Annotated in this window: 17 protein-coding genes; 5 read left to right on the top strand and 12 right to left on the bottom strand. The window is 44.4% G+C overall.

The window, feature by feature from the left end; translation table 11 throughout:
• Positions 1–274 precede the first annotated feature (274 nt).
• A complete protein-coding gene (locus LN995_RS11155) occupies positions 275–1,378 on the bottom strand; it encodes a PAS domain-containing sensor histidine kinase (protein WP_229961142.1) in 1,104 nt (367 codons plus the stop codon).
• A 460-nt stretch (positions 1,379–1,838) separates the two neighbouring features.
• Complete coding sequence (locus LN995_RS11160; protein ID WP_229961143.1) at positions 1,839–2,648, bottom strand: tRNA pseudouridine synthase A; 810 nt, start codon at positions 2,646–2,648, stop codon at positions 1,839–1,841.
• A 560-nt stretch (positions 2,649–3,208) separates the two neighbouring features.
• Between LN995_RS11160 and LN995_RS11165 the strand changes: the two genes are divergently transcribed.
• Positions 3,209–3,580 (top strand): hypothetical protein, encoded by a 372-nt coding sequence (locus tag LN995_RS11165; protein ID WP_229961144.1) that lies wholly within the window; start codon positions 3,209–3,211, stop codon positions 3,578–3,580.
• 59 nt (positions 3,581–3,639) lie between these two features.
• Here the strand turns inward: LN995_RS11165 and LN995_RS11170 are convergent, their stop codons facing one another.
• The 6 genes from LN995_RS11170 to LN995_RS11195 all read right to left on the bottom strand — a co-directional run bounded on the left by LN995_RS11170 (position 3,640) and on the right by LN995_RS11195 (position 9,401).
• Positions 3,640–3,816, bottom strand: coding sequence for a hypothetical protein (locus tag LN995_RS11170; protein ID WP_229961145.1), 177 nt, complete (start codon positions 3,814–3,816; stop codon positions 3,640–3,642).
• Positions 3,817–3,990: 174 nt separating this feature from the next.
• Positions 3,991–4,839: an SDR family NAD(P)-dependent oxidoreductase gene (locus tag LN995_RS11175; protein WP_229961146.1), complete on the bottom strand. Its 849-nt coding sequence runs from the start codon at positions 4,837–4,839 to the stop codon at positions 3,991–3,993.
• Positions 4,840–4,912: 73 nt separating this feature from the next.
• A complete protein-coding gene (locus LN995_RS11180; protein ID WP_229961147.1) occupies positions 4,913–5,821 on the bottom strand; it encodes a helix-turn-helix domain-containing protein in 909 nt (302 codons plus the stop codon).
• Positions 5,822–5,947: 126 nt separating this feature from the next.
• Positions 5,948–6,493: an REP-associated tyrosine transposase gene (locus LN995_RS11185; protein ID WP_229961148.1), complete on the bottom strand. Its 546-nt coding sequence runs from the start codon at positions 6,491–6,493 to the stop codon at positions 5,948–5,950.
• 746 nt (positions 6,494–7,239) lie between these two features.
• A complete protein-coding gene (locus LN995_RS11190; RefSeq protein WP_229961149.1) occupies positions 7,240–8,271 on the bottom strand; it encodes a reverse transcriptase domain-containing protein in 1,032 nt (343 codons plus the stop codon).
• Positions 8,272–8,873: 602 nt separating this feature from the next.
• Positions 8,874–9,401, bottom strand: a complete 528-nt coding sequence (locus tag LN995_RS11195) for a DUF4365 domain-containing protein (RefSeq protein WP_229961150.1) — start codon at positions 9,399–9,401, stop codon at positions 8,874–8,876.
• A gap of 143 nt (positions 9,402–9,544) precedes the next feature.
• On the opposite strand from LN995_RS11195, the gene hrpB reads away from it, so the two are divergent.
• Entirely contained in the window at positions 9,545–11,995 is a 2,451-nt protein-coding gene (gene hrpB, locus LN995_RS11200) for an ATP-dependent helicase HrpB (protein ID WP_229961151.1), read from the top strand.
• 385 nt (positions 11,996–12,380) lie between these two features.
• Entirely contained in the window at positions 12,381–12,932 is a 552-nt protein-coding gene (locus LN995_RS11205) for a YceI family protein (protein ID WP_229961152.1), read from the top strand.
• Positions 12,933–13,326: 394 nt separating this feature from the next.
• On the opposite strand, the gene LN995_RS11210 is transcribed toward LN995_RS11205, so the two are convergent.
• Both LN995_RS11210 and LN995_RS11215 read right to left on the bottom strand, forming a co-directional pair.
• Positions 13,327–14,487, bottom strand: coding sequence for an MFS transporter (locus tag LN995_RS11210; protein WP_229961153.1), 1,161 nt, complete (start codon positions 14,485–14,487; stop codon positions 13,327–13,329).
• Positions 14,488–14,603: 116 nt separating this feature from the next.
• Positions 14,604–15,992: an erythromycin esterase family protein gene (locus tag LN995_RS11215; RefSeq protein WP_229961154.1), complete on the bottom strand. Its 1,389-nt coding sequence runs from the start codon at positions 15,990–15,992 to the stop codon at positions 14,604–14,606.
• A 275-nt stretch (positions 15,993–16,267) separates the two neighbouring features.
• On the opposite strand from LN995_RS11215, the gene LN995_RS11220 reads away from it, so the two are divergent.
• Positions 16,268–17,563, top strand: a complete 1,296-nt coding sequence (locus LN995_RS11220) for a hypothetical protein (RefSeq protein WP_229961155.1) — start codon at positions 16,268–16,270, stop codon at positions 17,561–17,563.
• A gap of 29 nt (positions 17,564–17,592) precedes the next feature.
• Here LN995_RS11220 and LN995_RS11225 read toward each other — a convergent pair whose 3' ends face one another.
• Entirely contained in the window at positions 17,593–18,270 is a 678-nt protein-coding gene (locus LN995_RS11225) for an alpha/beta hydrolase (RefSeq protein WP_229961156.1), read from the bottom strand.
• Between the two features lie 189 nt (positions 18,271–18,459).
• Here LN995_RS11225 and LN995_RS11230 point away from each other — a divergent pair, with 189 nt between their 5' ends.
• Positions 18,460–18,879, top strand: coding sequence for a hypothetical protein (locus LN995_RS11230; protein ID WP_229961157.1), 420 nt, complete (start codon positions 18,460–18,462; stop codon positions 18,877–18,879).
• 144 nt (positions 18,880–19,023) lie between these two features.
• On the opposite strand, the gene LN995_RS11235 is transcribed toward LN995_RS11230, so the two are convergent.
• The gene (locus LN995_RS11235) at positions 19,024–20,481 is read right to left on the bottom strand and encodes an alanine/glycine:cation symporter family protein (protein WP_229961158.1); all 1,458 of its coding nucleotides are present in this window, start codon (positions 20,479–20,481) and stop codon (positions 19,024–19,026) included.
• Between the last annotated feature and the right edge of the window lie 118 nt (positions 20,482–20,599).

The raw sequence follows: 20,599 nt of genomic DNA on the forward strand, positions 1-20,599 counted from the left end.
TACATTATTAACGCAAGTTGCGTTGCTTCGAATCAGTAAAACACCTTATGCCGGAAACCTACCCCTTGGCACTCCCAGAAGGAGAAAGACGCGAAGGCTTAAATATTTTCTTCTGAGGAGGGGATAGGAGTGGGGAAGCTTTTAAGACAGAAAGCAAAAAGTAACTTGAGCTTTTTAAAAGATAGCTCTTTTCTAAGCGCAAGCCACCTTATCTTACCCAATCTTGAAACTGCCTTGAAAGAACACACGAAGCACTACTGTCAACTTCTTGCTTCTAGATGGGGAGCTGGATAAAAAAGGAAGAGCCTTTGTTTACTTCACTTTTAAACCATATTTTGCCTTTGTGCATTTCGACAATGTTTTTAATGATGGACCTACCCAGTCCCACAGATTCCTCTCCCTTAAGCCCTGGCCGGCGGGCTTCGGTAAACTTATCGAATAAATAGGGATGGTGCTTCTCAGGAATTCCTATGCCGTTGTCACGCACAGTAATGAGAACCTCGCTTCTCTTTTTCTCAACATGTATGCGGATTATACCGCCGTCGGGGGTGAACTTGATGGCATTGGAGATGAGGTTGTTAATCACCTGCATGAATTTCATGCTGTCTATTTTGCAATATACCTGCTCCTGTGAAGAGGTAAGTTCAAAAACTTTAGACAGGCTTTCCTGTGCATTCCGGTACTGTGCAATTACTTTGTTAATCTCCCACACCAGGTCTAGTCGCTCTCTGCTTAACTCTACCTCAGATGATTCCAGAAACTCCTGATGAACCAGATCCCTTATCAGATCAATGTTACGCTGACAGATCTGCTGAATAATTTGTAAATGTCTCTGGCTCTGACTAACGTCTGACTTTGGCAGGTCTTCTTCAATAGCGGCGGCAAGGCCTTGTACAATACCGATAGGCCCCCGCAGGTCATGCGACAGAATCTCCAGCATAGAATCCTTGCGGGCATTTATCTTCTGCATGTTAAAAATGTTCTTCATGCGGGAAGAATCATCCTCGGCCATACCAGCCACCCAGCTCGTTTGTCCGTTCTGCGCTAAGGGGTACACTTTCAGCCGAATCCATCTATCAGTAGTATAAGGCCACACCACCCGGAATTGCATGCGTAGTTTTAGGCGTTCTGCTTGCAGCTTCTCATAATTCTTTACTACATGGTCACGGTCTTCGGGGTGGATACTATCCAGCAACGAAGCCGGGTGCTCCATAACCTCGTCCACTCTTCTTTTCCAGACAGGCTCAAAGGCTTCGTTCAGATAAATGAATTTCCTGTCATCAAGGTCATAAACAAAGAAGACCCCATCGTACTGGTCTCCTATCAGTTGGAAAGCAGTCAGGTCAAATTTGTTTTTGGCAGATCCTATAGTATGCAAGTGGTTTAGAAGAGAAGTTATCTTGAAATGAATATATACAACGATGGACGCAATTGGTTGTGTAAACATCTTTTTAGGAGTGGAAGCAGATGCGCTTTAGTGTTGGGAGTGTGGCATCTTATACTTCGGGTAATAACGCATAAGTATATTGTATGATGTAGCTTCCATTGCATAATCTGTTATATGTACCTGCAAACTTCTCTGCAACTTGTGAAGCACGTTATTCTTAGCAGGCTTTTCGCCTCGCCGGCTGGGCCTTAATTTCTACTTGATAAGACAATAACAGAGGGGGCTTCCTCCATTCGCTGAACGCTCAGACAAAAAATCTTCGTTGGTGCACCTGGCAGAAGTGTTTTACCCTGTAGCAGGAAATGGAAGTTCAAGATTTTTAAATAATGAAGCCTTTAAATACTAATTGATACTTGGTGGCGGGTTGCGTGGGCTACTTAAGACGATTTGCTCAAAGCGCCTGCCAATAGGAATCCGATTGGTGCAGCAGGGCAGCAGCAAAAGAACTGCGCACTGGAAGGTCCAGGAAAGGGTAGGTAACCTTAGAGAGATAGAGCCCTTGCGGATAGGCAGGCGTCAGCGCTTTGGGGGCTTTTTCTGTGGCCAGGTAGCTTTCAAATTCTGCAATAGATAAGGTGCCCATTCCTACCTGGAGGAGTTTGCCGACTATAACCCTGATCATCCTGCTGAGGTACCTGTTCGCCGAAATCTGGAAGCGCAGTCTGTCGCCTTTGCTGTCGGAGAGCCACCTGGCCGCTGTTACATGGCAGATGGTGGTGTTATGCTCCGCTGGCGTAACACAAAAACAGCGGTAGTCGCTGTAAAGGGGGAGCAGGGCCGTTGCCGCTTTCATAGCGTCCAAGTTTAGGTTCCGGATAAGGTATAGCGAGCTGGCGTTGCTCAGGAACGGGTCTTTATACGTATGGATAAAATAGTCGTAACTTCTTTGCACGGCATCGAACCGGGCGTGGGGCAAACCTTCCATCGGAATAACATCGAATATGGCAATATCGGGAGGCAACACTTTGTTCATCCTGAAAAGCATATCGAATTCCCACGGCTTTTCTACATCCAGATGGAAAAAGAACTGGCTGGCATGTACCTCCGCATCAGTTCTTCCACAGCCAACAATAGCAACAGGGGCTTTCAGGATTCTCTGCAGGCACTCTTCCAGCACTTGCTGCACACTTATTCCGTAGGGGTGGCGCTGCCAGCCTCTGTAGTTCACTCCGTTGTAGCCGATATGGAAGAAGTACCGCAATGCCTTATATTTTTAACACTGAAAACAGGTGCACAAGATAGGAATTGGTTTCGGATTGTACACCCGAAAGTGCCTGAGTGTGTTTAAAACGGATTGCAAATCGGGGTTCTCCAGAGTTCTGAATTACAAATCCAGAAATAGCTACTTACCTGTAAGTAGCTACAAATGGGTAAATAGCCATGAGCCGCTTTAGCTTTTTCAGGGTAGTTATTTATGAGCCTTAAGATGATTTGCTGTTTATCGTGCTGCTGTAGCCATTAAGTCCGAATAGTTTATGCTTCCTGCTCATGTACCAGACTGCATTTTGAACAGCAGCTTACAGGTTTTGGAAAGGATGGGAGTCCGCCAGCGTAAGTGCTTTACGCGTGTATTATTTTCGCTAATATAAGCTTATAGCTCGTACTGTTGCGCAAGCTGGAGGTATAGCTGCGTAAGTAGGAAAGGATAAGGCTACAAGTGCGCGCCAGCGGACGGTGTAGGACGTACCAAAAGAAGTGCGCCAGGAAATTAGTAGTTTGCGACACGTTAAACGTAAAGCTAGTAAAGCACATAGCAGGATTATGAATCTGACAGTAGGATGTAAAGTAGCATGGACGGAGTCGGTGTACACGCCTTATACAGCAGGAAAGGCATCGGACTTTATAGGGGAGCGGACTATAACCGGTAGGATAACGGCAGAAGGATACGCGAAAAAAACGAACTATCATTTCTTCACGATTCATGTATATGGGGCAGAAGGGGTAAATGCGCAGGAGATAGAAGTGAATAGTAAGATCATCCGGCGGGGCGTAGTACTTTACCCGAAGTGCAGGATATTAGCTACCCCAGACAACTACGATGCACTGGTAAAGGAAAAGGCAGAGCGGAAGGAAAACAGCAGCCCCGTATGTTATGCCCACCTAGAAGGATTACGGGAAGGCTTCGAAGATTAAGCTCCTGGTAACGGTTTAAGATTCGTAAAAAAGCCTCTGTTTTAGCAGAGGCTTTATTTTTAATTTATCGGTACAGGTACTAACTCCCGCTCAAAGTAAACTAGGTCCTTCTGCGAAGGCTGCCCTTTTACAGTACAGTAATAGATACGTTTCAGGTATTGGCGGATAGTTAATATTAGGTCTGGATTCACTTTTGCGAACACATCAGACCCTATGGGAAATTTGTTTTCTATCATACTATAGTGTACGGCTTAAAAGGGAATAACAACGGGTTATCTGGGTCAATATCAAAAAAGTGCCACAGGATGAGATCAGGTGCCTCCGCTAGTGCGGACTTTTAGCTCGTGCTGCTACGCTTGCAGCTGGTGTCTACATTTCTCAGACATCCATAAGTTTGCGCCAGCGAGAGCTTAGCTTTTAACAATCCCAGTGGAGGTAGCTAAAGCTTCAAAGTCTGCCATGGTTTGCCGGATAAGCTCGTTTTTCTGTGTAGCGAATTGATACGCATCCTTGCCCAGGAACAAATGCACAGGTGGCTCCGGCAGCTCACTTAGCTCTATCAAAATTTCGGCTGCTCTTTCAGGGTCGTTTGGCTGGTTGCCGTTTATCTCCTGCAGATGCGCCTGTTCTACGGCACGGGCACTTTCGTAGGCCGCTATCGGGGTGGCAGCAGTTTTTACAGAGCCGCCCGACAGGAAATCTGTGCGGAAATAACCCGGATACACCACCGATACGTGTACGCCAAAGGCCTTCATTTCTTCTGCCAGCGCTTCGGTAAAACCTGCTACGGCAAACTTGGTGGCGCAGTAAATGCCAAAGCCGGGGAAGCCTCCTGTGTAGCCGCCGATAGAAGCAATGTTAAAGATGTACCCAGACTTTTGTTGGCGCAGGTAAGGTGTAGCGTGCCGGATCACATGCAGCGACCCAAATACATTCACATCAAAGTTTGCCTTCACTTCTTCGTCGCTCAGTTCTTCCAGCGTACCAATTAAACCGTAACCGGCATTGTTCACTACCACATCTAGTTGCCCGAAGTGGCGCACGCAGCTGGCAATAACTTCTTTTACACTTGCTTCTTCTGTTAAGCTCATTTCCAGGGGGAGAAACACATCCGAGGCTTCCCCTACGGTTGCCACCAACGACTGCACGTTGCGGGATGTAGCCGCTACACGGTAACCGGTTGCGAGTAGTTTTTTAACAAAGGTAAGCCCCAAACCTTTTGAAGCGCCTGTAACAAGCCATACTTTCTTTGTGTCCATCGTTTTTGTTTTTTGTGATGGAACAAAGGTAGTATGGCAGTAGCCCCTCAGGTAACGAAAAGCTAACCATACCTTACGAAATGCTAACATTCCGGAACTGCGTGGGGTTTAGCTGCAGCTTTTTCTTAAAGAAGTTATTGAAATGCGTTACTTCGGTAAAGCCCAGTGCAAAGGCTATTTCAGACACGTTCCAGTCGGTGTGCTTCAGCAGGATTTTAGCTTCCTGTAGCAGGCGCTCGCCAATCAGATCGGTAGTGGTTTTTTGCGTGGTTTTTCTCACCGCCCGGCTCAGGTGGTTTACATGTATCGAAAGCTGATCGGCGAAATCGGAGGCAGAACGCAGGGCAACCCGCTGCCGGGTATCTTCTATCGGGAACTGCCTTTCCAGCAACTCCAGGAACAAAACCGATATGCGGTGTGCCGCATCGGTATGCTGTTTTTCAGCCTGCTGTGCCGGTTGCATTCTGGCAGTCTGGTGCAGGATCTCTAATACCAGTAATCTGAGGGCATCGTACTTGTGCGTATAGCTAGAGTCTATTTCCTCGAACATACGTTCAAACACAGCCTTTATTTTGGCTGCCTGTTCATCGGTCAGCTCAAATACAGGTGTACCGTTAGGCTGAAACATGGTATAGCTGTTTAAGTTGCCGAAATGATGGAAAAAGGCAGGGGTAAAGACACAGAAGAAACCTGACTGTTGCGCATCCACCTGCTCCCAGTTGTACGGAATCTGCGGATTGGCAAACAACAGCGCCTGTTTTTGTATCTCCACTACTTTATCGGCATAGTGTACTTTGTTTCTGCCGATAATCAGACTGATCTTGTAATAGTCTTTGCGGCTATACGGAATAGGTTTGGAGTGACAACCGACAAAATCATCGAGTTTAAACACGTTGAAATGCCCTATTTCTTTCCGGATAGTATCGGGCACCCAGTTAAGCTTAGTTTTGTAAAACTCTTCGAGTGTTTCTGTTCGGTTCATACTCTAAAGTTACGAAATTCTAAGCATCTGGTGGTGCTTCGGCGTAATTTTATGCAAGACAATAAGGAGCAAGTAAAGTACCCTATTAATAAGTTGGCGCGAGTTTGCAGCTCGTGCCTCCATTGTTCAGGCAACATCAATCTCCAGTACCCCTTTCCCGCCGCTAAAGTCAATTGCGCTGCTATACTTCCAATACTCCGGCTCCGACACAAAACCAGCCACAACGGGGTTGTTATGAATGTAGTCGACTTTCTGGTCTATGACGGCAGCGCTCCACAGCTCGATGGGCTGGTTGTGCTGTTGCCAGAACTGGCGGTGCTTTACGTTGCTGTTCTTCAGGCCAGCCCGCTCCATCAGCCAAAGCATCCACTCTTTGCGGCTCTCCTGCGGGTTTTCGGCAATGGCTTTCTGCAGCGCTTTGGAAGTATAGGTTTTCAGCTCCTTCAGCAGCACGCTCGGGTTGTTGGCCTTGGCCCGGATAATTAGATGCACGTGGTTTGGTATAATGCACCAGGCATAGATTTCCATGCCCTTGTTTTTGCGGCAGTAATCCAGGCTCTCAGTAAGTATGGCAAAGTATTCTTCTCGCGTAATCACATCTATCCAGTACACCACCGCAAAGCTTACAAAGTACAGCCCTTCCTTGTTATGAAATTTATACTTCCGGCTCATGTGGGATTATACTGGCTAAAGCTACATTCAGGTTCAGAAGCTGTCTTCATCTCTGAAATTCAAGAATAAGGCTGGCAAAGCTATATTTACCAGCACTAGCATAAGAAACTTGCTGGCCTTGCTGGCGCGAGCTTGCAGCTCGTGTCTCCATTATTCGGCAAACGCTGTTGAGTAGGAAAAATGACTAACAGAAATTTCTTTGCTTTCGCTAGAGGTATAGCTGCTTGGAAAGTTAAAAGGCGCGAGCTGCAAGGGCTCTTTAGGTTCAGTATTGTTTTTCGTTCGTTGAAGGTATTTCTATGCTAGTGCGAGTTTGTAGCTCGTACTGTTACTTTATCTGATGGTATAGCTGCGTGGAAAGTAAAAGGCACGAGCTACAAGCTCGCGCCAGCGAAGTCATACTGTAATGCGAACGTTACAGGTTTTGAACAGCTGCTAATCGTATTTCTGTGCTAGTGCAATTGCTACACTAGGATTGCGATGCTAAGAATGCAATGCTAACATTACAATGCTAGTGCGAGCTTGTAGCTCGTACTATGATTTTAGCTGAAGGTATAGCTGCGTGGAAAATAGAAGGCACGAGCTACAAGCTCGCGCCAGCAGCGGAATTTGCAGGGTTCTTAATGTGGGATTTCACCTCATCATTTTGAAGTATAACTNTGAAGGTATAGCTGCGTGGAAAATAGAAGGCACGAGCTACAAGCTCGCGCCAGCAGCGGAATTTGCAGGGTTCTTAATGTGGGATTTCACCTCATCATTTTGAAGTATAACTCTTTTAAAAAGATTAAACTTTCTTTGACATATATATCATTCTTATTTAGAAAGTATATATAATTCCCTTTGCCTATAAGATGAAGTAAATAATTATTTCGCTTTTCTTTAATAAATTCTAAATGACCTTGTAGACCGTACTTCTTAATGTAATAAACTTCTTGTCTAAAATGTCTGCGATAATCCTTAGGAGCTTGTAATTTCTGATTTACGACTATACCGGTAACCTCCTGCCTTTGATGAGGTCTTCTTGTTCTTAGCTTCTCCTCATTGATAGTGAAGTTGGCTTCATTAAAACATTCTCTGACAAAAGTGATCATCTTACCAACATTGAAGTCGCCAGAGAAAGTTAGATCATCTGCATATCTTGAATAAAATATATTATTGCTAGAGCAGTAGTCTGAAATTTTATTATCAACTTCAAAAAATATAAGGTTTGATAAAGCAGGGCTAGTTGAAGCACCTTGTGGTAGTTTTCCATTAAGAGTACACAAATCCCCTAATAAACAAGATAAATGATTTGTATATCCAAGCTTCTTAAATAAATCAATTATAGCAGGAGCTTTAATTGATCCGAAGAAATCCTTTATATCTATAGTTAGAACTATATTCTTATTCCTATGGAATACAGCATTCGATTTTGTATTTCTACGCTTTATAAACGCCTTTGCATATTTACTAGGTTTCAGTTTATTAAGTATTTCAACTAAAATCCATTTCTGAATGTGCTTTAAACTAGGAAGTGGTTCCGATATTATTCTTTTTCCTCCTTGCTTTTTAGGAACCTCATAGGTTTTATAAAAGCGAGATGTATTCTTTGTTGCTCTTTCTAAGTACGATACTTTATATCCTACTAAGTTAGCTAAGTGGTATTTATCAAAGATTATTGGTAGCTCATTATCATATAGAGCTTTAGCATAAGCTAATAAGAAATTTATAGTGCCTTCGTCAAGTCCACGATCACTAGCTCTATTGATAAAATTAGTTTGATATTTAACCCAATTCATAAAAGAGTTCAGCAGCTAACATTACTAAATGTCGAATCAACATTGCGTTCGAACAGCGGTGCCAAAAAAAAAGAGAGGTCAACGCGCGAGGAAACCCCGCAGCGCGTGTAAATAAATGATTTGTTTCTGCTCCGCAAAACAAACATTTATTTACTAAACGGCTTGAAAACCGGTTCCTCTCAGAAAGGCGACTCGCCTTTCATGATGGCCGAAGCCATCTGAGTCTAATGTCAATACTGCTGAACTCTAAATCTTAATGAACGGTATATATATATCAAATTTATTTGAGCTTGGTATTTGGCTTCTAATCTCGGGAATTATCCATTTTTTATCAAACCTGTGCTTTAAATTTTCATTTAAAGTTATCAAATGGAGTATTTTCCTTTTATCATTCTGGTGTGTTTCTAACAGAAAGTCTAATATGCCTTTCATATACCTATAAAAGTTTTTACTCTTAGAACTTATCGGTAATGCAATCTTGATTTTTTGTTCATTAGAAGTGTCTGAAGGTGGATTCATATAAAAAAACTTGTTATCAAATTCACCTTTATATGACCACCTGTTCTTCTTCAGAAGCATGTATATTCTATAACTAAGATTATTTACTTCCATTCTGGAATCCAGTCTTTTATTTTTTTATCAAAAAAGTCAATATCTAGTCTATTGCTTAGCGGTATACGAATTCTGTTTGTTCCTACATTTGATGTTGCTTGATAAGTGGAATCAGGCAAAAACCAATAAGCACTTCTACATAAAACTAATTGGTCCTCAAGACAGTTGACCCATTCATTTTCATCTTCAGGAAGTATGAATAATATTAAAATAAGTGGAAAGAAACCATTGTCTCTCCGGTCAATCAAATCATCGTAATTTTTCGCTCTTAGATCGTAGATTATATGGTCCTCCACAACACTTATACTTTTTTCAGTAGTTGCCTTTAATTGTAGGTCTATTTGGTGAGGTGCAGTAAAATAAGAAGTTTTACCATTTTTTAATCTTGCAATATTATAGTTAACAGTATAATCTATACCGCTATCTACAGGTGGTTTCGTTAAATAACAAAACCTTTTTGCAGCCAGAATACCTATAAAATTATTAGATAAGTGTTCCTTTACTAAATCTAATGTCATATAACTCTAAAAGAATACTTCAATGTAAATATAATAATATATAACATAATATCTTAATTCCTATTTCGAATGAGAAACAAATAGATGCATTTACAAATGTCTTTATTTTTACAAAGTCTTATATAAATTAATAAATACAAACATTGCCCTTCAACCCATTTACCACAGACCTACCCGTTCGGGAGATTATACCTGCCGTTAGGGAGCACCTGGCGGCGCAGAATACGCTGATCGTAAACGCCCCTCCGGGAGCCGGTAAAAGCACCTTGCTGCCGCTGGCTTTGCTGGACGAGCCCTGGCTGAAAGACCAGAAGATCATTATGCTGGAGCCCCGGCGCCTGGCGGCCAAAACCATTGCCGAGCGCCTGGCACAGCTGCTGGGCGAGGAGGTAGGCCAGACCGTTGGCTACCGCATCCGCTTCGAGACCCGCATCTCCGATAAAACCCGCATCGAGGTTGTAACTGAAGGCATCCTGACGCGCATGATCCACAGCGACCGTGCCCTGACAGGTATTGGCATCGTGATCTTCGATGAGTTTCATGAGCGTAGCATCCATGCCGATGTAGCCATGGCTCTGAGTCGGGAGGCACAGCACACGCTGCGTTCTGACCTGCGCCTGCTGGTAATGTCGGCTACTTTGGATATGCCCCAGCTTACGAAAATGCTGAACGCCCCTGTGGCGCAAAGTATGGGACGGCAGTACCCCGTGGAGACGATTTACACTGGCGATGCCGACGACCGCATGCTGCCCGAAATGACTGTCAAAGTGGTGCAGCAGGCCGTGCAGGAAAAGGCAGGCGATGTGCTGGTGTTCCTGCCAGGCGAGAACGATATCCGAAAGGTGGAGGAACTCCTGCGGCGGCAGCTCCGCGATTTTGCTATTCACCCGCTGTTCGGTATGCTGCCCTTTAATAAGCAACTGGCCGCCATTCTGCCCGACCGCAACGGCAAGCGCAAAGTAGTGCTGGCAACAAGTATAGCCGAAACCAGCCTTACCATAGAAGGTATTTCCATTGTAGTGGATACGGGCTTCGGCAAAACCTCCCGCTTCGATCCGAAGTCGGGTTTGTCGCGCCTCGAAACAGTGCGCATCTCCAAAGACGCCGCCGACCAACGAGCAGGCCGTGCAGGTCGTTTGAGCCCGGGCACCGCTTACCGCATGTGGAGCAAAACCACGCAGGAGCGCATGGCCCCGCATCGCACCCCCGAAATACTGGAGGCTGACCTGGCCTCGCTGGTGCTGGACATGGCGCAGTGGGGCATTACGGATATCCGAAGCCTTACCTGGCTGAACCCGCCGCCGCGTGCTGCCCTGCAATATGCCACCGAAATGCTGCACCAGTTGCAGGCGCTGGAGCATGGCCGCATTACGGCGCACGGTAAAAAGATGCACGCGCTGCCTTGCCACCCCCGCATCGCCCACATGCTGCTGAAAGCAGAAGAAACTGAACAGCTGGCGCTGGCCACCGATATTGCTTCTATTCTGGAAGAGCGCGACCCGCTGGACCGCAACGCTGGCATCGACATAAACCTGCGGGTGCAGGCGCTGCGCCGCTACCGCCAAGAGCAGGGGAAGGGCAAGCGTTTCGGTAAGATAGAGAAGGTAGCCAAATCGTACCGCACACTTTTTAGTATAGCGCCTGAGAACGGCAACTACGACGAGTACGAAACAGGCGTGCTATTGGCGCACTGTTACCCTGAGCGTATTGCTTATGCCCGCCCTGGCAACAATGCGCAGTTCCAGCTGGCAAACGGCAAGTATGCTTCTGCTGGTCACCGGGATGATCTGGCGCACGAGCCCTGGCTGGCGATTGCGCACCTGCACGCCGGTGGTGAGGATAATCCGGGCCGTATTTTCCTGGCCTCGCCGCTCAATCCCAAGGACCTTGCACCGCTCGTAAAGCAGCAGGAGGCCTACCATTGGGACGTAAACGACGGCGAGCTAACTGCCTCGCTGGACACGCGCATCGGCAGCATTGTGCTGCAAAGCAAACCGTTGCCGCCACCCGATGAGAAGCACCGCGTACCCGCCATCTCCGAAGCCATTAAACTGGAAGGCGAACACCTCCTGGACTTTAACGGGGAGCTAACGCAGTGGCAGAACCGCGTGCTGAGCCTGCGCAAATGGCGGCCACAGGAAAGCTGGCCCGACGTGAGCACGCCAACATTGCTGCTCACGAACTGGGACTGGCTGCGCCCTTACTTAGTAGATATAGAACACCCCGACGACCTGATGCGCCTGGAACTGCTGCCGATTCTGGAGGCGAAATTTTTAGATGCAGAACAGCGGGAGAGGCTGGACGTGCTGGCTCCCGCAGCGTTGGCTTTACCTGATGGCTCTAGTATAGAACTGGACTATAAACCAAACGGGGAGCAGCCCAGGCTGGAGATACGTTTGCAGGATGTACTGGCCTGGGAGCAAAGCCCAACCGTAGATGCAGGCGAAATGACCGTAGAGCTGCACCTGCTCACGCCAGAGCTGAAGCCTATCACCACGGTTTCTGACCTGGCCACTTTCTGGAAAGGCAACTATCGGGTGATCAAAAGGCAGCTGGAGGTGGTATTCCCAGAGGTGAAGTGGGAGAGAGGGTAAAGTTATTACCTGAATCTGGTGGAGTAGTTGTGTTTGGCAGTGCCGCACCTAACTACTCCTGCCCCTCCTAAACATAAACCTTAACTATAGTATAGTTTATGTGTATAGCTGAAATTTTGGAAATCAGGTACAATTTTATTCTTTTTGATACATTTTATAAATGCCATAGCTGTAAAAAGTTACCTTTCCACTGATCATCAGGAATACTCTACCAACTTAGCTCCCGATGTAAGTTCTGCTATTTTGCCATAACCCAAGGCATAGTTTTTGTTGTTGATACAAATGTTAAACATATTGGTGTCTAAACATGTATATTTAATTGTACAATTATTCTATCTTTCGACCTTGAAACACCTTATTAACTAACCATTAAAATTATAAACCTATGACAATAACAAAATGGATAATCGATCCTTTACATTCAGATGTTCAGTTTAAAGTAAGACACCTGGTTATTTCTACAGTAACAGGTTCTTTTAATAACTTTGAAGGAGGTGCAACAGTGCAGGGAGACACTTTTGACAATGCCGAAATTCATTTTTCCCTGGATGTTAGGAGTATTGATACGAAAGTGGAAGCACGAGATAACCACTTGAGGTCAGCAGACTTTTTTGATGCGGAGAACCACCCGCACATCAATTTCCAGTCCACTTATTTTAGTAAAATGCATGACGAAGTGTACAGTCTCTTCGGTATGCTCACTATCAAAGGCATTACCAAACCTGTAGAGTTGCAGGCTGAATTCGGAGGCTTTGCAGAAGATGAATACGGTAACAGAAAAGCTGGATTTGAAGTAAGCGGTAACATCAGCCGTTGGGAGTTTGGTCTTACCTATAACCCTTTAAGTAAAACAGGTGGTTTAGTGCTGGGCGAAGAAATTAAACTTGTCGCCAACATCCAGTTGACGCAGGAAGTAGAGCAGCCGGTACAGCAATAGTAAAACGCTAAGGCTGGGCGTATCGGTGGCTCAGAATCTGGAGTTTAAAGGTCTCTGGCTTTGCTGATTGAATGCAAATCCAGAGACCTTGTAATAGGGAATAAGAGCTGAAAACCCGCTCCATTGATTGTTGTTGTATTTCTTTCAAAGCAGCATCAGGCTTTTAATCGAACTTCTGAAAGTATATGTTGAAGTTCTTGCTAAACCTGCAGTTACAGGATTCAAATGTATGTATTCCTGCTTCTGATATAACAATTGAGTATCAACAAAGTCTAATGTTGTTGCCATCTAAACGGAAAGCTGCTGTTGTACTTGTTCACCTTGCTAAAGTTCCTGGAAAGGTATAGCAGAGCAGAGTTCTTAATTACTCCTCCCATTGTTTAAGAGTCAAAACTTACTCTTTGGTAACTAACTTCCCCCTTTCCAACTTAAAAAACAATTGCGAGATTGGAATCAGCATGATACCGGATAAGGCAAAGGCCATAAAAGAAACTTTCAGGTTGAAAGCATGTGCCAGGTAGCCGATGATGGGCGGGCCGGCCAGCATTCCGATAATACCGAATGTGCCGACTAAGGAAATAGCAATGCCGGGTGAGTATTTCGGAGAAGCACCGGCTAAGGTATACGTCATGGGCACAACGGAAGCAGTACCAAAACCAACCAGTGAGAAACCAACCATAGCAGGCCAGAAGCTTGGGTAAAGGATAGACAGGCCAATGCCGGAAAAGATAAGTAAAGAACTCATGACATAGGTGGTGCCCATCCCGATTTTATCAATAATGCGATCTGAAACAAACCTGGAAAGCGCCATAAACGACATAAAAATCAGGTAGCCGGCAGTAAACACCTCCTCCTTCACTACTTCCTGAAAGTAGATGCCACTCCAGTCGAACATGCCTCCCTCACATACGGCAGCAAAAAATACCAGTAGTCCTAAGTAAAGGATATAAGGGTCTGGCTTTCCCAAAACAAGTTTATTACCGGAGGCAGATAAGTCGTTTCGTAACAGGTGCCGGTACGACACTAAGACAATAAGAATAGTTAGCCCCGACACAGTTAGTAAATGCGGTACAATGGGAACATTTAAAGAAATAAGTAAGGTGGTGAATCCAACACCTATAATGCCGCCCGTGCTCCAGAGGCCATGAAAGGAACCATTTATTTTTCGGGAGAACTGCTTCTGAAGTGTAATAGCCTGAGTGTTCATGGCGATGTTAAACACCCTTAAGCTTAAAGCAAACAGGAACAGCACAATTACGAGTGTGAATGTATCAGAATCAGAAGCAAAACCTATAAAAGAAAGGCAGACGGCATTTATGATCATGGCCACTGTTAAGGGTACTCTGGTTTCTAATTTGGAAACCAGCCAGCCAGACAAGGGAAGTCCGATCAAGGAACTGACCGGCAGCGTCAGGAGGACAGTACCCAGTTCTGCTTCATTCAGGTCTAAGCTTGTTTTAATAGTTGGTATTCTGGAGGCCCAGCTGGAAAAATTAAATCCGGAAAGAAAGAAGAAAACGCTAAGGGCAACTCTCTGCTTGTTTATTGATGGCATCTTTATCTGTTAGTAGCGCAAATATGCACATTTTATTCCTCTACAGCTATGTGACATTTGCTTGTGCCTTTTCTATTGCACAGGTTTTCTGGATACTTTATAAAGTGAGACACAGATTAGGTACCAGAAGGGTAGAGGTCTGGTGGCTCGTTTCTGACAGTTATGGTCTGGATCGGGTGCAGGGCGTGTGTACTATCTATGTACAGAAAAGCATCGTATCGCTTTGGTATAACAGAGGGTACATAATTGCCCAGGTATTCCAGCGCAGGGTTATATATGACACCAATAGCCCGGTGGCCCACAGGTTGGTTCAGGTGTTTTTCTTCTCTGAGTTCTTTAGAGATGATGATTTTATTAACTGGGCTTAGCTGATGGAGAATCTGCTCCCAACTTCCTGGCGTGGCAGGTGGCATTTCTGTTGTCTTTATAGGTCCGCCCCAACCTCCGGATGCAATTACAGAGCCGCTGTAAGAGCCAAAACCAACAATATAGACGTTTTCCTTACCGTATTCTTTTCGCACCAGTTGCCCTACGTTTACTTCCCCGCTACTGGCCATATCGGTATAGCGGGCATCGCCTGCGTGGGTATTATGTTGCCAGATAATTGCTTTGGAGTCTGGCCCATGAAAGTTAAGCAAACGTTTCAGCGTTTGGGCCATGTGCCGATCCCGGATGTTCCAGGAGTTAGAGTTGCTGCTGGCCGCTGCCCGGTAATAGCGCTCACCGTTAAGCGCTACCAGTGCGTTCTGTTCCGCTACAAACTGAGCCTCTCTTTTGCTAATTCCTTCGGCCTTGCTCTGTTTCTGTATTTCTTTCCAGAGGCGGTTTGTTTCAGCCCTGCAGTTGGCAGAAACATTGGCTACAGCCTGTGCATACTGCATGGCATCTGCACTGTAAGGCTGAAAGCACTGGTGTACTTTTCTTGCTGCCTTCACCAGAGAAGGGTCGTCCTTTACGTAGGGCATAAGTTCGATCATCGACTCCCACAGGCAATACACATCTAAGCCAAAGAAGCCTGCTTTAGATGTGGCGGGTTTACCCTGGTTGTACCCGTTAAGCCATGTTACCAGTGAGGCCACCTCATAATTCCCCCACATCCAGGTGGGCCACCTGTTGTACTGCTCCAGTAACGCAACAGCAGCTGCGCTGTCTTTTGCATCCCCTTTAATAAACTCATTCACCCGGTAAGAGTCGGCCCATTCGCCCTCTACAGCTATAAAATCAAATCCTTTCTCCTGAATTAGCCGCTTGCTGATGGCTGAGCGCCAGGTGTAATATTCTGAGGTGCCATGAGATGCTTCTCCAAGCAATACTACCCGTGCGTCTCCAATCTGCTGTAGTAGTACGTCCAGGTCTTGTTCATTTCGGAGTGGGTGGTTCGGTATTCTCAGCGTAACCGTTTTCTCTGCTTTTGAGCCTGTTGATGTGTTTCTACACCCAAATGGAATAACACACAGGCATAGTAACAGCCAGCAACTACATAGCCCTTTCTTCATCTTATTCATACAGCACATACCTTTATTATGCTAGTACTACTTTTATAGAAGCAGGTTGGTTGTTGTTTTTATTTGGAAATGGGTAAAGGATAAGTAAAAGAAGGAGTAAGCATAGCTATAAGTTAAAAAGTAGAGGTTTATTGATCAGTAAGAAAAGGGAGTGCCTGAATTCAGTAAAATATCGGCTGGTGCCAAAATCATGTGGAAATTAAAAGCACTATATAGGGATATTTGTTTTATTTTAGATATAATTGTGTTTCTATAATCCTTTATTATCATCAGTTATGAAAACATGGAAGCGGCTAGCTTTACCATTCAACCTTCTCTTGTTGTGTCCGCTATGCATACAAGCTCAATCAAATTACAAACCAGGCTATGTTGTTACAACAGCTGGTGACACTCTTAACGGCTTTATTGATTATAAGGAGTGGGTGCAAAACCCTGCTTCTATCTCCTTCAGTCCTGCAGAAGAAGGAGGGGCTAAACAGGTGTTTGATGCTACTACTGCGAGCTACTTTGAAATTAACGCTATGGAAGCTTACCAACGCTACGAAGGTCCTGTAACCATGAACCCCGTAAAGCTTGAAGAGCTGAACCATACCAGTACTACCGAAGTTGATACGATGACGGTGTTTCTGAAGCTACGTGAGAAAGGAAAAAATATGAACTTTTTGTCTTACACGGATAAGCTTAAAACAAGGTACTTTGTGCAGGAGAACAACGGAGGCGAGCCTGTTGAACTGTACTACCGCAGGTACTATTCTTCTGCTTCAGGACATGCGCAGTTAATGACACAGAAGATTTATATCGGGCAGTTGGTAGTTCTGGCTGCAAAATATGGGGTGCCAGGGCTGAAGCGTGCTATTGAAAAAGCTGACTACAAAGACTATGATCTGAATGATATAGTAAGCTTATTGAATGGTAGTACTACTTCGGAAATAGCAGCCGCAAACAAGCAAATAAAAAACTCAAGATTCTATGCCGGTATTGCCTTAAGCAGAAACGTGGCCGTGATAGAGGGAAAGCATCCGATGAGCAATGTAGATAAAAACTCTGCGCGTTTTTCACCTCGGATTACTGCTGGAGTAGATATTTTTGTGAACAGGCATGTACAGAAGATGCTGCTTCGGATAGAAGCAACTGCTGCAACTGCAAGCTCAACCTTAGCGAAAAAAGAAAGCTTTTATAGTAGCGGCTCGACAAGTTATACCTATAAAGTTTCTCAGCAGTCTATAGGTTTAGGTCCGCAGTTAATTTATAACCTGTACAACAAGGATAACTTTAAGCTTTATGTTGGCCTTGGAGCTGGTATATACTATTCTCATATATCCGACAATACTTATACCAGGCAACATGAAAACCCCTCTGTTTCTTATGAATATAAGCCTACCATATATGAAGATTACTTTGATATAAAGCCATTTTGGGTTGCTTATACTTTGCGTAGTGGCATAATATTGAACAAGAAGTACGAGCTTTCTGCCATTTACATGCCTCCTGCAACTGTTACCCAGTACGTTAATTATGCTTTAAGATTTTCGGCTGCTACATTAGGAGTTAATTACTTGTTTAGCAGATAGAGGAGTAGTTTTCATTTTTATAATTTTCATTACTTTACAGTCTGGTACTTTGCTAAAAAATCTACAATAGGCACATAAACCTTTTCAGGATAGATATACAGAGAGAAGTGATCTCCCGGTACTTCATGAAATGGCTGATCAGGGACCTGTACGATATTATCCGCGCGTGCATGTATCCTTAGATCGGGCTCAACAGTTACTGGTTCGTTTACATCCTCAAAGATTAACCGTAACTGGTTGTTTACATTGTTTTTGTTTCCCTTTATCAGCTTATCAAACACAGAGGCGAAGACGGGAGCAGAGGGCTTGCTTTCGTATCTTTTCTTTATCAGGAGGTACTTTGTAAGCCGGTTAAACAGCAGTCCCTTTTTTGTTAGCCAATACGCTAACTCTGGTTTTGTTTCCGGTTTAACTACTTTATACCTTTCGGTCCAGGAAGATATCTGTATAATCGGGCAGTTCAGTATATGCTTTATATGGAGTGCCACCCAGCCACCCGTTGAGTGGCCGATAATAACATCCTCCTGTTTGATAGCATACCAATTTGTTAGTTCTCTTGCATACCGAAGAGCATTTATTTCAGTTCTGGGCTGGCTGCCAAGTAATACCCACGGATTCAGGAAAATTTTTTCTCCTGGAATGTGTGGATATATTTTATCGAAAATGGATTCATCTTCGCCGAACCCGGGTAGCAAAAAAACACGCATAACTTATAATCTAAATAAAATACCCTTCTTGCACATGCTTGTTTTTGAGTAAATAGTATGCGGAAGGATAGCCTGTTATTCGTAGTATCCGAAGAAAGGTTATTATGCGGTGCCGATGGTGAAGCCTTTAATATTCTTTATCAAAAAATATCTCTTTCCGTAAATGCTTTATTAAAATGTGAAAGTTGTATGGGCTATATATATAAGGAGTTTCCCTTTTTGACTGTTGAAGTAGACGAAGAGAAGGAGTCTTTAATAATGAATTGGGCAGGCTCTTTTACGTCTGGTCAATACAGGGAAGCTGTTACATTTTGTATGGACCTGGTAGCATCTAAGGGATTGAAATTCTGGCTTGCAAATTCCTTAAACATTGGCCAGATACAGCCCGATGACCAAAGGTGGACCAGCAAAACACTATTGCCGCGCCTTTCGGAATTGGGGGTGAAAAAAGTAGCTATAGTTGTTCCAGAAGATCTTGACTCTCACATGGCCATTGCAGCCATTATGGTAAATGGGAAAGAGGCAATAAAATTTGACATGCACTATTTCGTTAAAAGAAAAGAGGCAGAGGAGTGGTTTAAGCTACCTGATATTACCATTCATCCTTAACAAAGATAAAGTTTGAGATGATAACAAGAGGGGAGTATCTAGCGCCTGTTGATTAAAATGTTAACCTATATAGCATAAATAAAGAAGGCCCTGAAACTATGTTTCAGGGCCTTCTTTATTTATGCTATTCTTTGCTTCAAAAGCTTATCCTGCATACGTTTTCTTGTATTCTTCCTGCTCAGGAGCTTCCCATTCACCGGCATTTTTGATGTTTAGTTTCTTTGCGTTAAATACAGGGTCTATTCCTGCTTTAAGCTGAGAGCTGTAGTCTTTAAGTGCAAGAAGAGCTGGTTTGTGCAGAAGAATAATGGCCACCACATTTAGCCAGGCCATTATACCCACGCCAATGTCGCCTAATACCCACGCTGATTCGGCTGTTTTAACAGAACCATAAAAAGTAGCTCCCAGTATCAAAGCCCTTAATAACCATAACAAAACTTTATTGCCTTTGGCGTTCAGGTAGCTTAGGTTGGTTTCAGCAATATAGTAGTAAGCCATTATGGTCGTAAAGGCAAAAAGCAGTAAAGAGACAGCCACAAAACCACTGCCAAGCGAAGGGAAATAAGTGTTTACAGCTTGCTGCGTATATTCCGGCCCAATGGCTACACCAGGTAGATTTTCAGTAATAAAGCCCCCCTCCGGGTTTACAACATTATACTGCCCGGTGAACAAAATCATAAAGGCAGTGGCGGTACATACAAAAAGAGTGTCTACATAAACAGAGAATGCCTGTACCAATCCCTGTTTTACAGGATGGCTGACTTCTGCCGCAGCTGCCGCATGTGGCGCTGTTCCCTGGCCTGCTTCATTAGAGTAAATGCCTCTTTTCACTCCCCAGGAGATAGCCATACCAAACACCCCGGCAAAAGCAGGTTCTGCGTCGAAAGCAGAACGGACAATAAGGCTGATGACATCGGGAACTTCTGTTATATTCATGGCGATAATTACAACAGTCATTAAGATATATGCCCCTGCCATAAAAGGAACAGCAATTTCTGCTACCTTACCGATACGCTTTACACCTCCGAAAATAATAAGTGCCAGCAAGACGGTAATCGTAGCTCCCGTTACAGCCACTGGTATCTGAAAGGCTGTATTTATGCTGGAAGCAATACTATTGCTTTGTACGCCTGGCAGAAACAAAGCCATGCTTATAATGGTGGCTATCGCAAAAACAACAGCATACCATTTTACACCCAGGCCCTTTTCAATATAATAAGCAGGACCGCCTCTGTATTCTCCGTTTTTTACCTGCTTATAAATCTGGCCTAAGGTAGCTTCAATAAAAGCAGAGGCACTTCCCAGGAAAGCAATCATCCACATCCAGAATACTGCACCCGGTCCGCCCATGGCAATGGCTGTTGCCACACCGGCTATGTTACCTGTACCCACACGTCCGGCAATGGCTATAGAGAACGCCTGAAAAGAGCTTACGCCTTTGTCTGATGACTGGCCATTGAAGAGCAGGCGAATCATTTCACGTAAATACCTGACTTGCAGAAAACGGGTTACTATTGAAAAATAGATCCCTGCACCAAGGCAAAGTATAATAAGTGCATTACTCCAAACGATGTCGTTAATCGAACTAATGATGTTTTCCATGTTATTGATCTGGCAGGGATAATGAAGGGTGAAATTTCTATAAAATCTATCTTTGTAGATAAACTTGTTTTTCTCAGCCTAAAGTAACGGAATTTTTATCAAAATTATATCAAAAAGT

The organism is Pontibacter silvestris, assembly GCF_020907275.1.
GTDB lineage: Bacteria > Bacteroidota > Bacteroidia > Cytophagales > Hymenobacteraceae > Pontibacter > Pontibacter silvestris.

Bases quoted from the DNA above. Each gene is read 5' to 3' on its own strand.
- LN995_RS11165 (WP_229961144.1), top strand. From the start codon at position 3,209: ATGAATCTGACAGTAGGATGTAAAGTAGCATGGACGGAGTCGGTGTAC.
- LN995_RS11170 (WP_229961145.1), bottom strand. From the start codon at position 3,816: ATGATAGAAAACAAATTTCCCATAGGGTCTGATGTGTTCGCAAAAGTG.
- LN995_RS11175 (WP_229961146.1), bottom strand. From the start codon at position 4,839: ATGGACACAAAGAAAGTATGGCTTGTTACAGGCGCTTCAAAAGGTTTG.
- LN995_RS11180 (WP_229961147.1), bottom strand. From the start codon at position 5,821: ATGAACCGAACAGAAACACTCGAAGAGTTTTACAAAACTAAGCTTAAC.
- LN995_RS11185 (WP_229961148.1), bottom strand. From the start codon at position 6,493: ATGAGCCGGAAGTATAAATTTCATAACAAGGAAGGGCTGTACTTTGTA.
- LN995_RS11190 (WP_229961149.1), bottom strand. From the start codon at position 8,271: ATGAATTGGGTTAAATATCAAACTAATTTTATCAATAGAGCTAGTGAT.
- LN995_RS11195 (WP_229961150.1), bottom strand. From the start codon at position 9,401: ATGACATTAGATTTAGTAAAGGAACACTTATCTAATAATTTTATAGGT.
- LN995_RS11205 (WP_229961152.1), top strand. From the start codon at position 12,381: ATGACAATAACAAAATGGATAATCGATCCTTTACATTCAGATGTTCAG.
- LN995_RS11210 (WP_229961153.1), bottom strand. From the start codon at position 14,487: ATGCCATCAATAAACAAGCAGAGAGTTGCCCTTAGCGTTTTCTTCTTT.
- LN995_RS11215 (WP_229961154.1), bottom strand. From the start codon at position 15,992: ATGAATAAGATGAAGAAAGGGCTATGTAGTTGCTGGCTGTTACTATGC.
- LN995_RS11220 (WP_229961155.1), top strand. From the start codon at position 16,268: ATGAAAACATGGAAGCGGCTAGCTTTACCATTCAACCTTCTCTTGTTG.
- LN995_RS11225 (WP_229961156.1), bottom strand. From the start codon at position 18,270: ATGCGTGTTTTTTTGCTACCCGGGTTCGGCGAAGATGAATCCATTTTC.
- LN995_RS11230 (WP_229961157.1), top strand. From the start codon at position 18,460: ATGGGCTATATATATAAGGAGTTTCCCTTTTTGACTGTTGAAGTAGAC.
- LN995_RS11235 (WP_229961158.1), bottom strand. From the start codon at position 20,481: ATGGAAAACATCATTAGTTCGATTAACGACATCGTTTGGAGTAATGCA.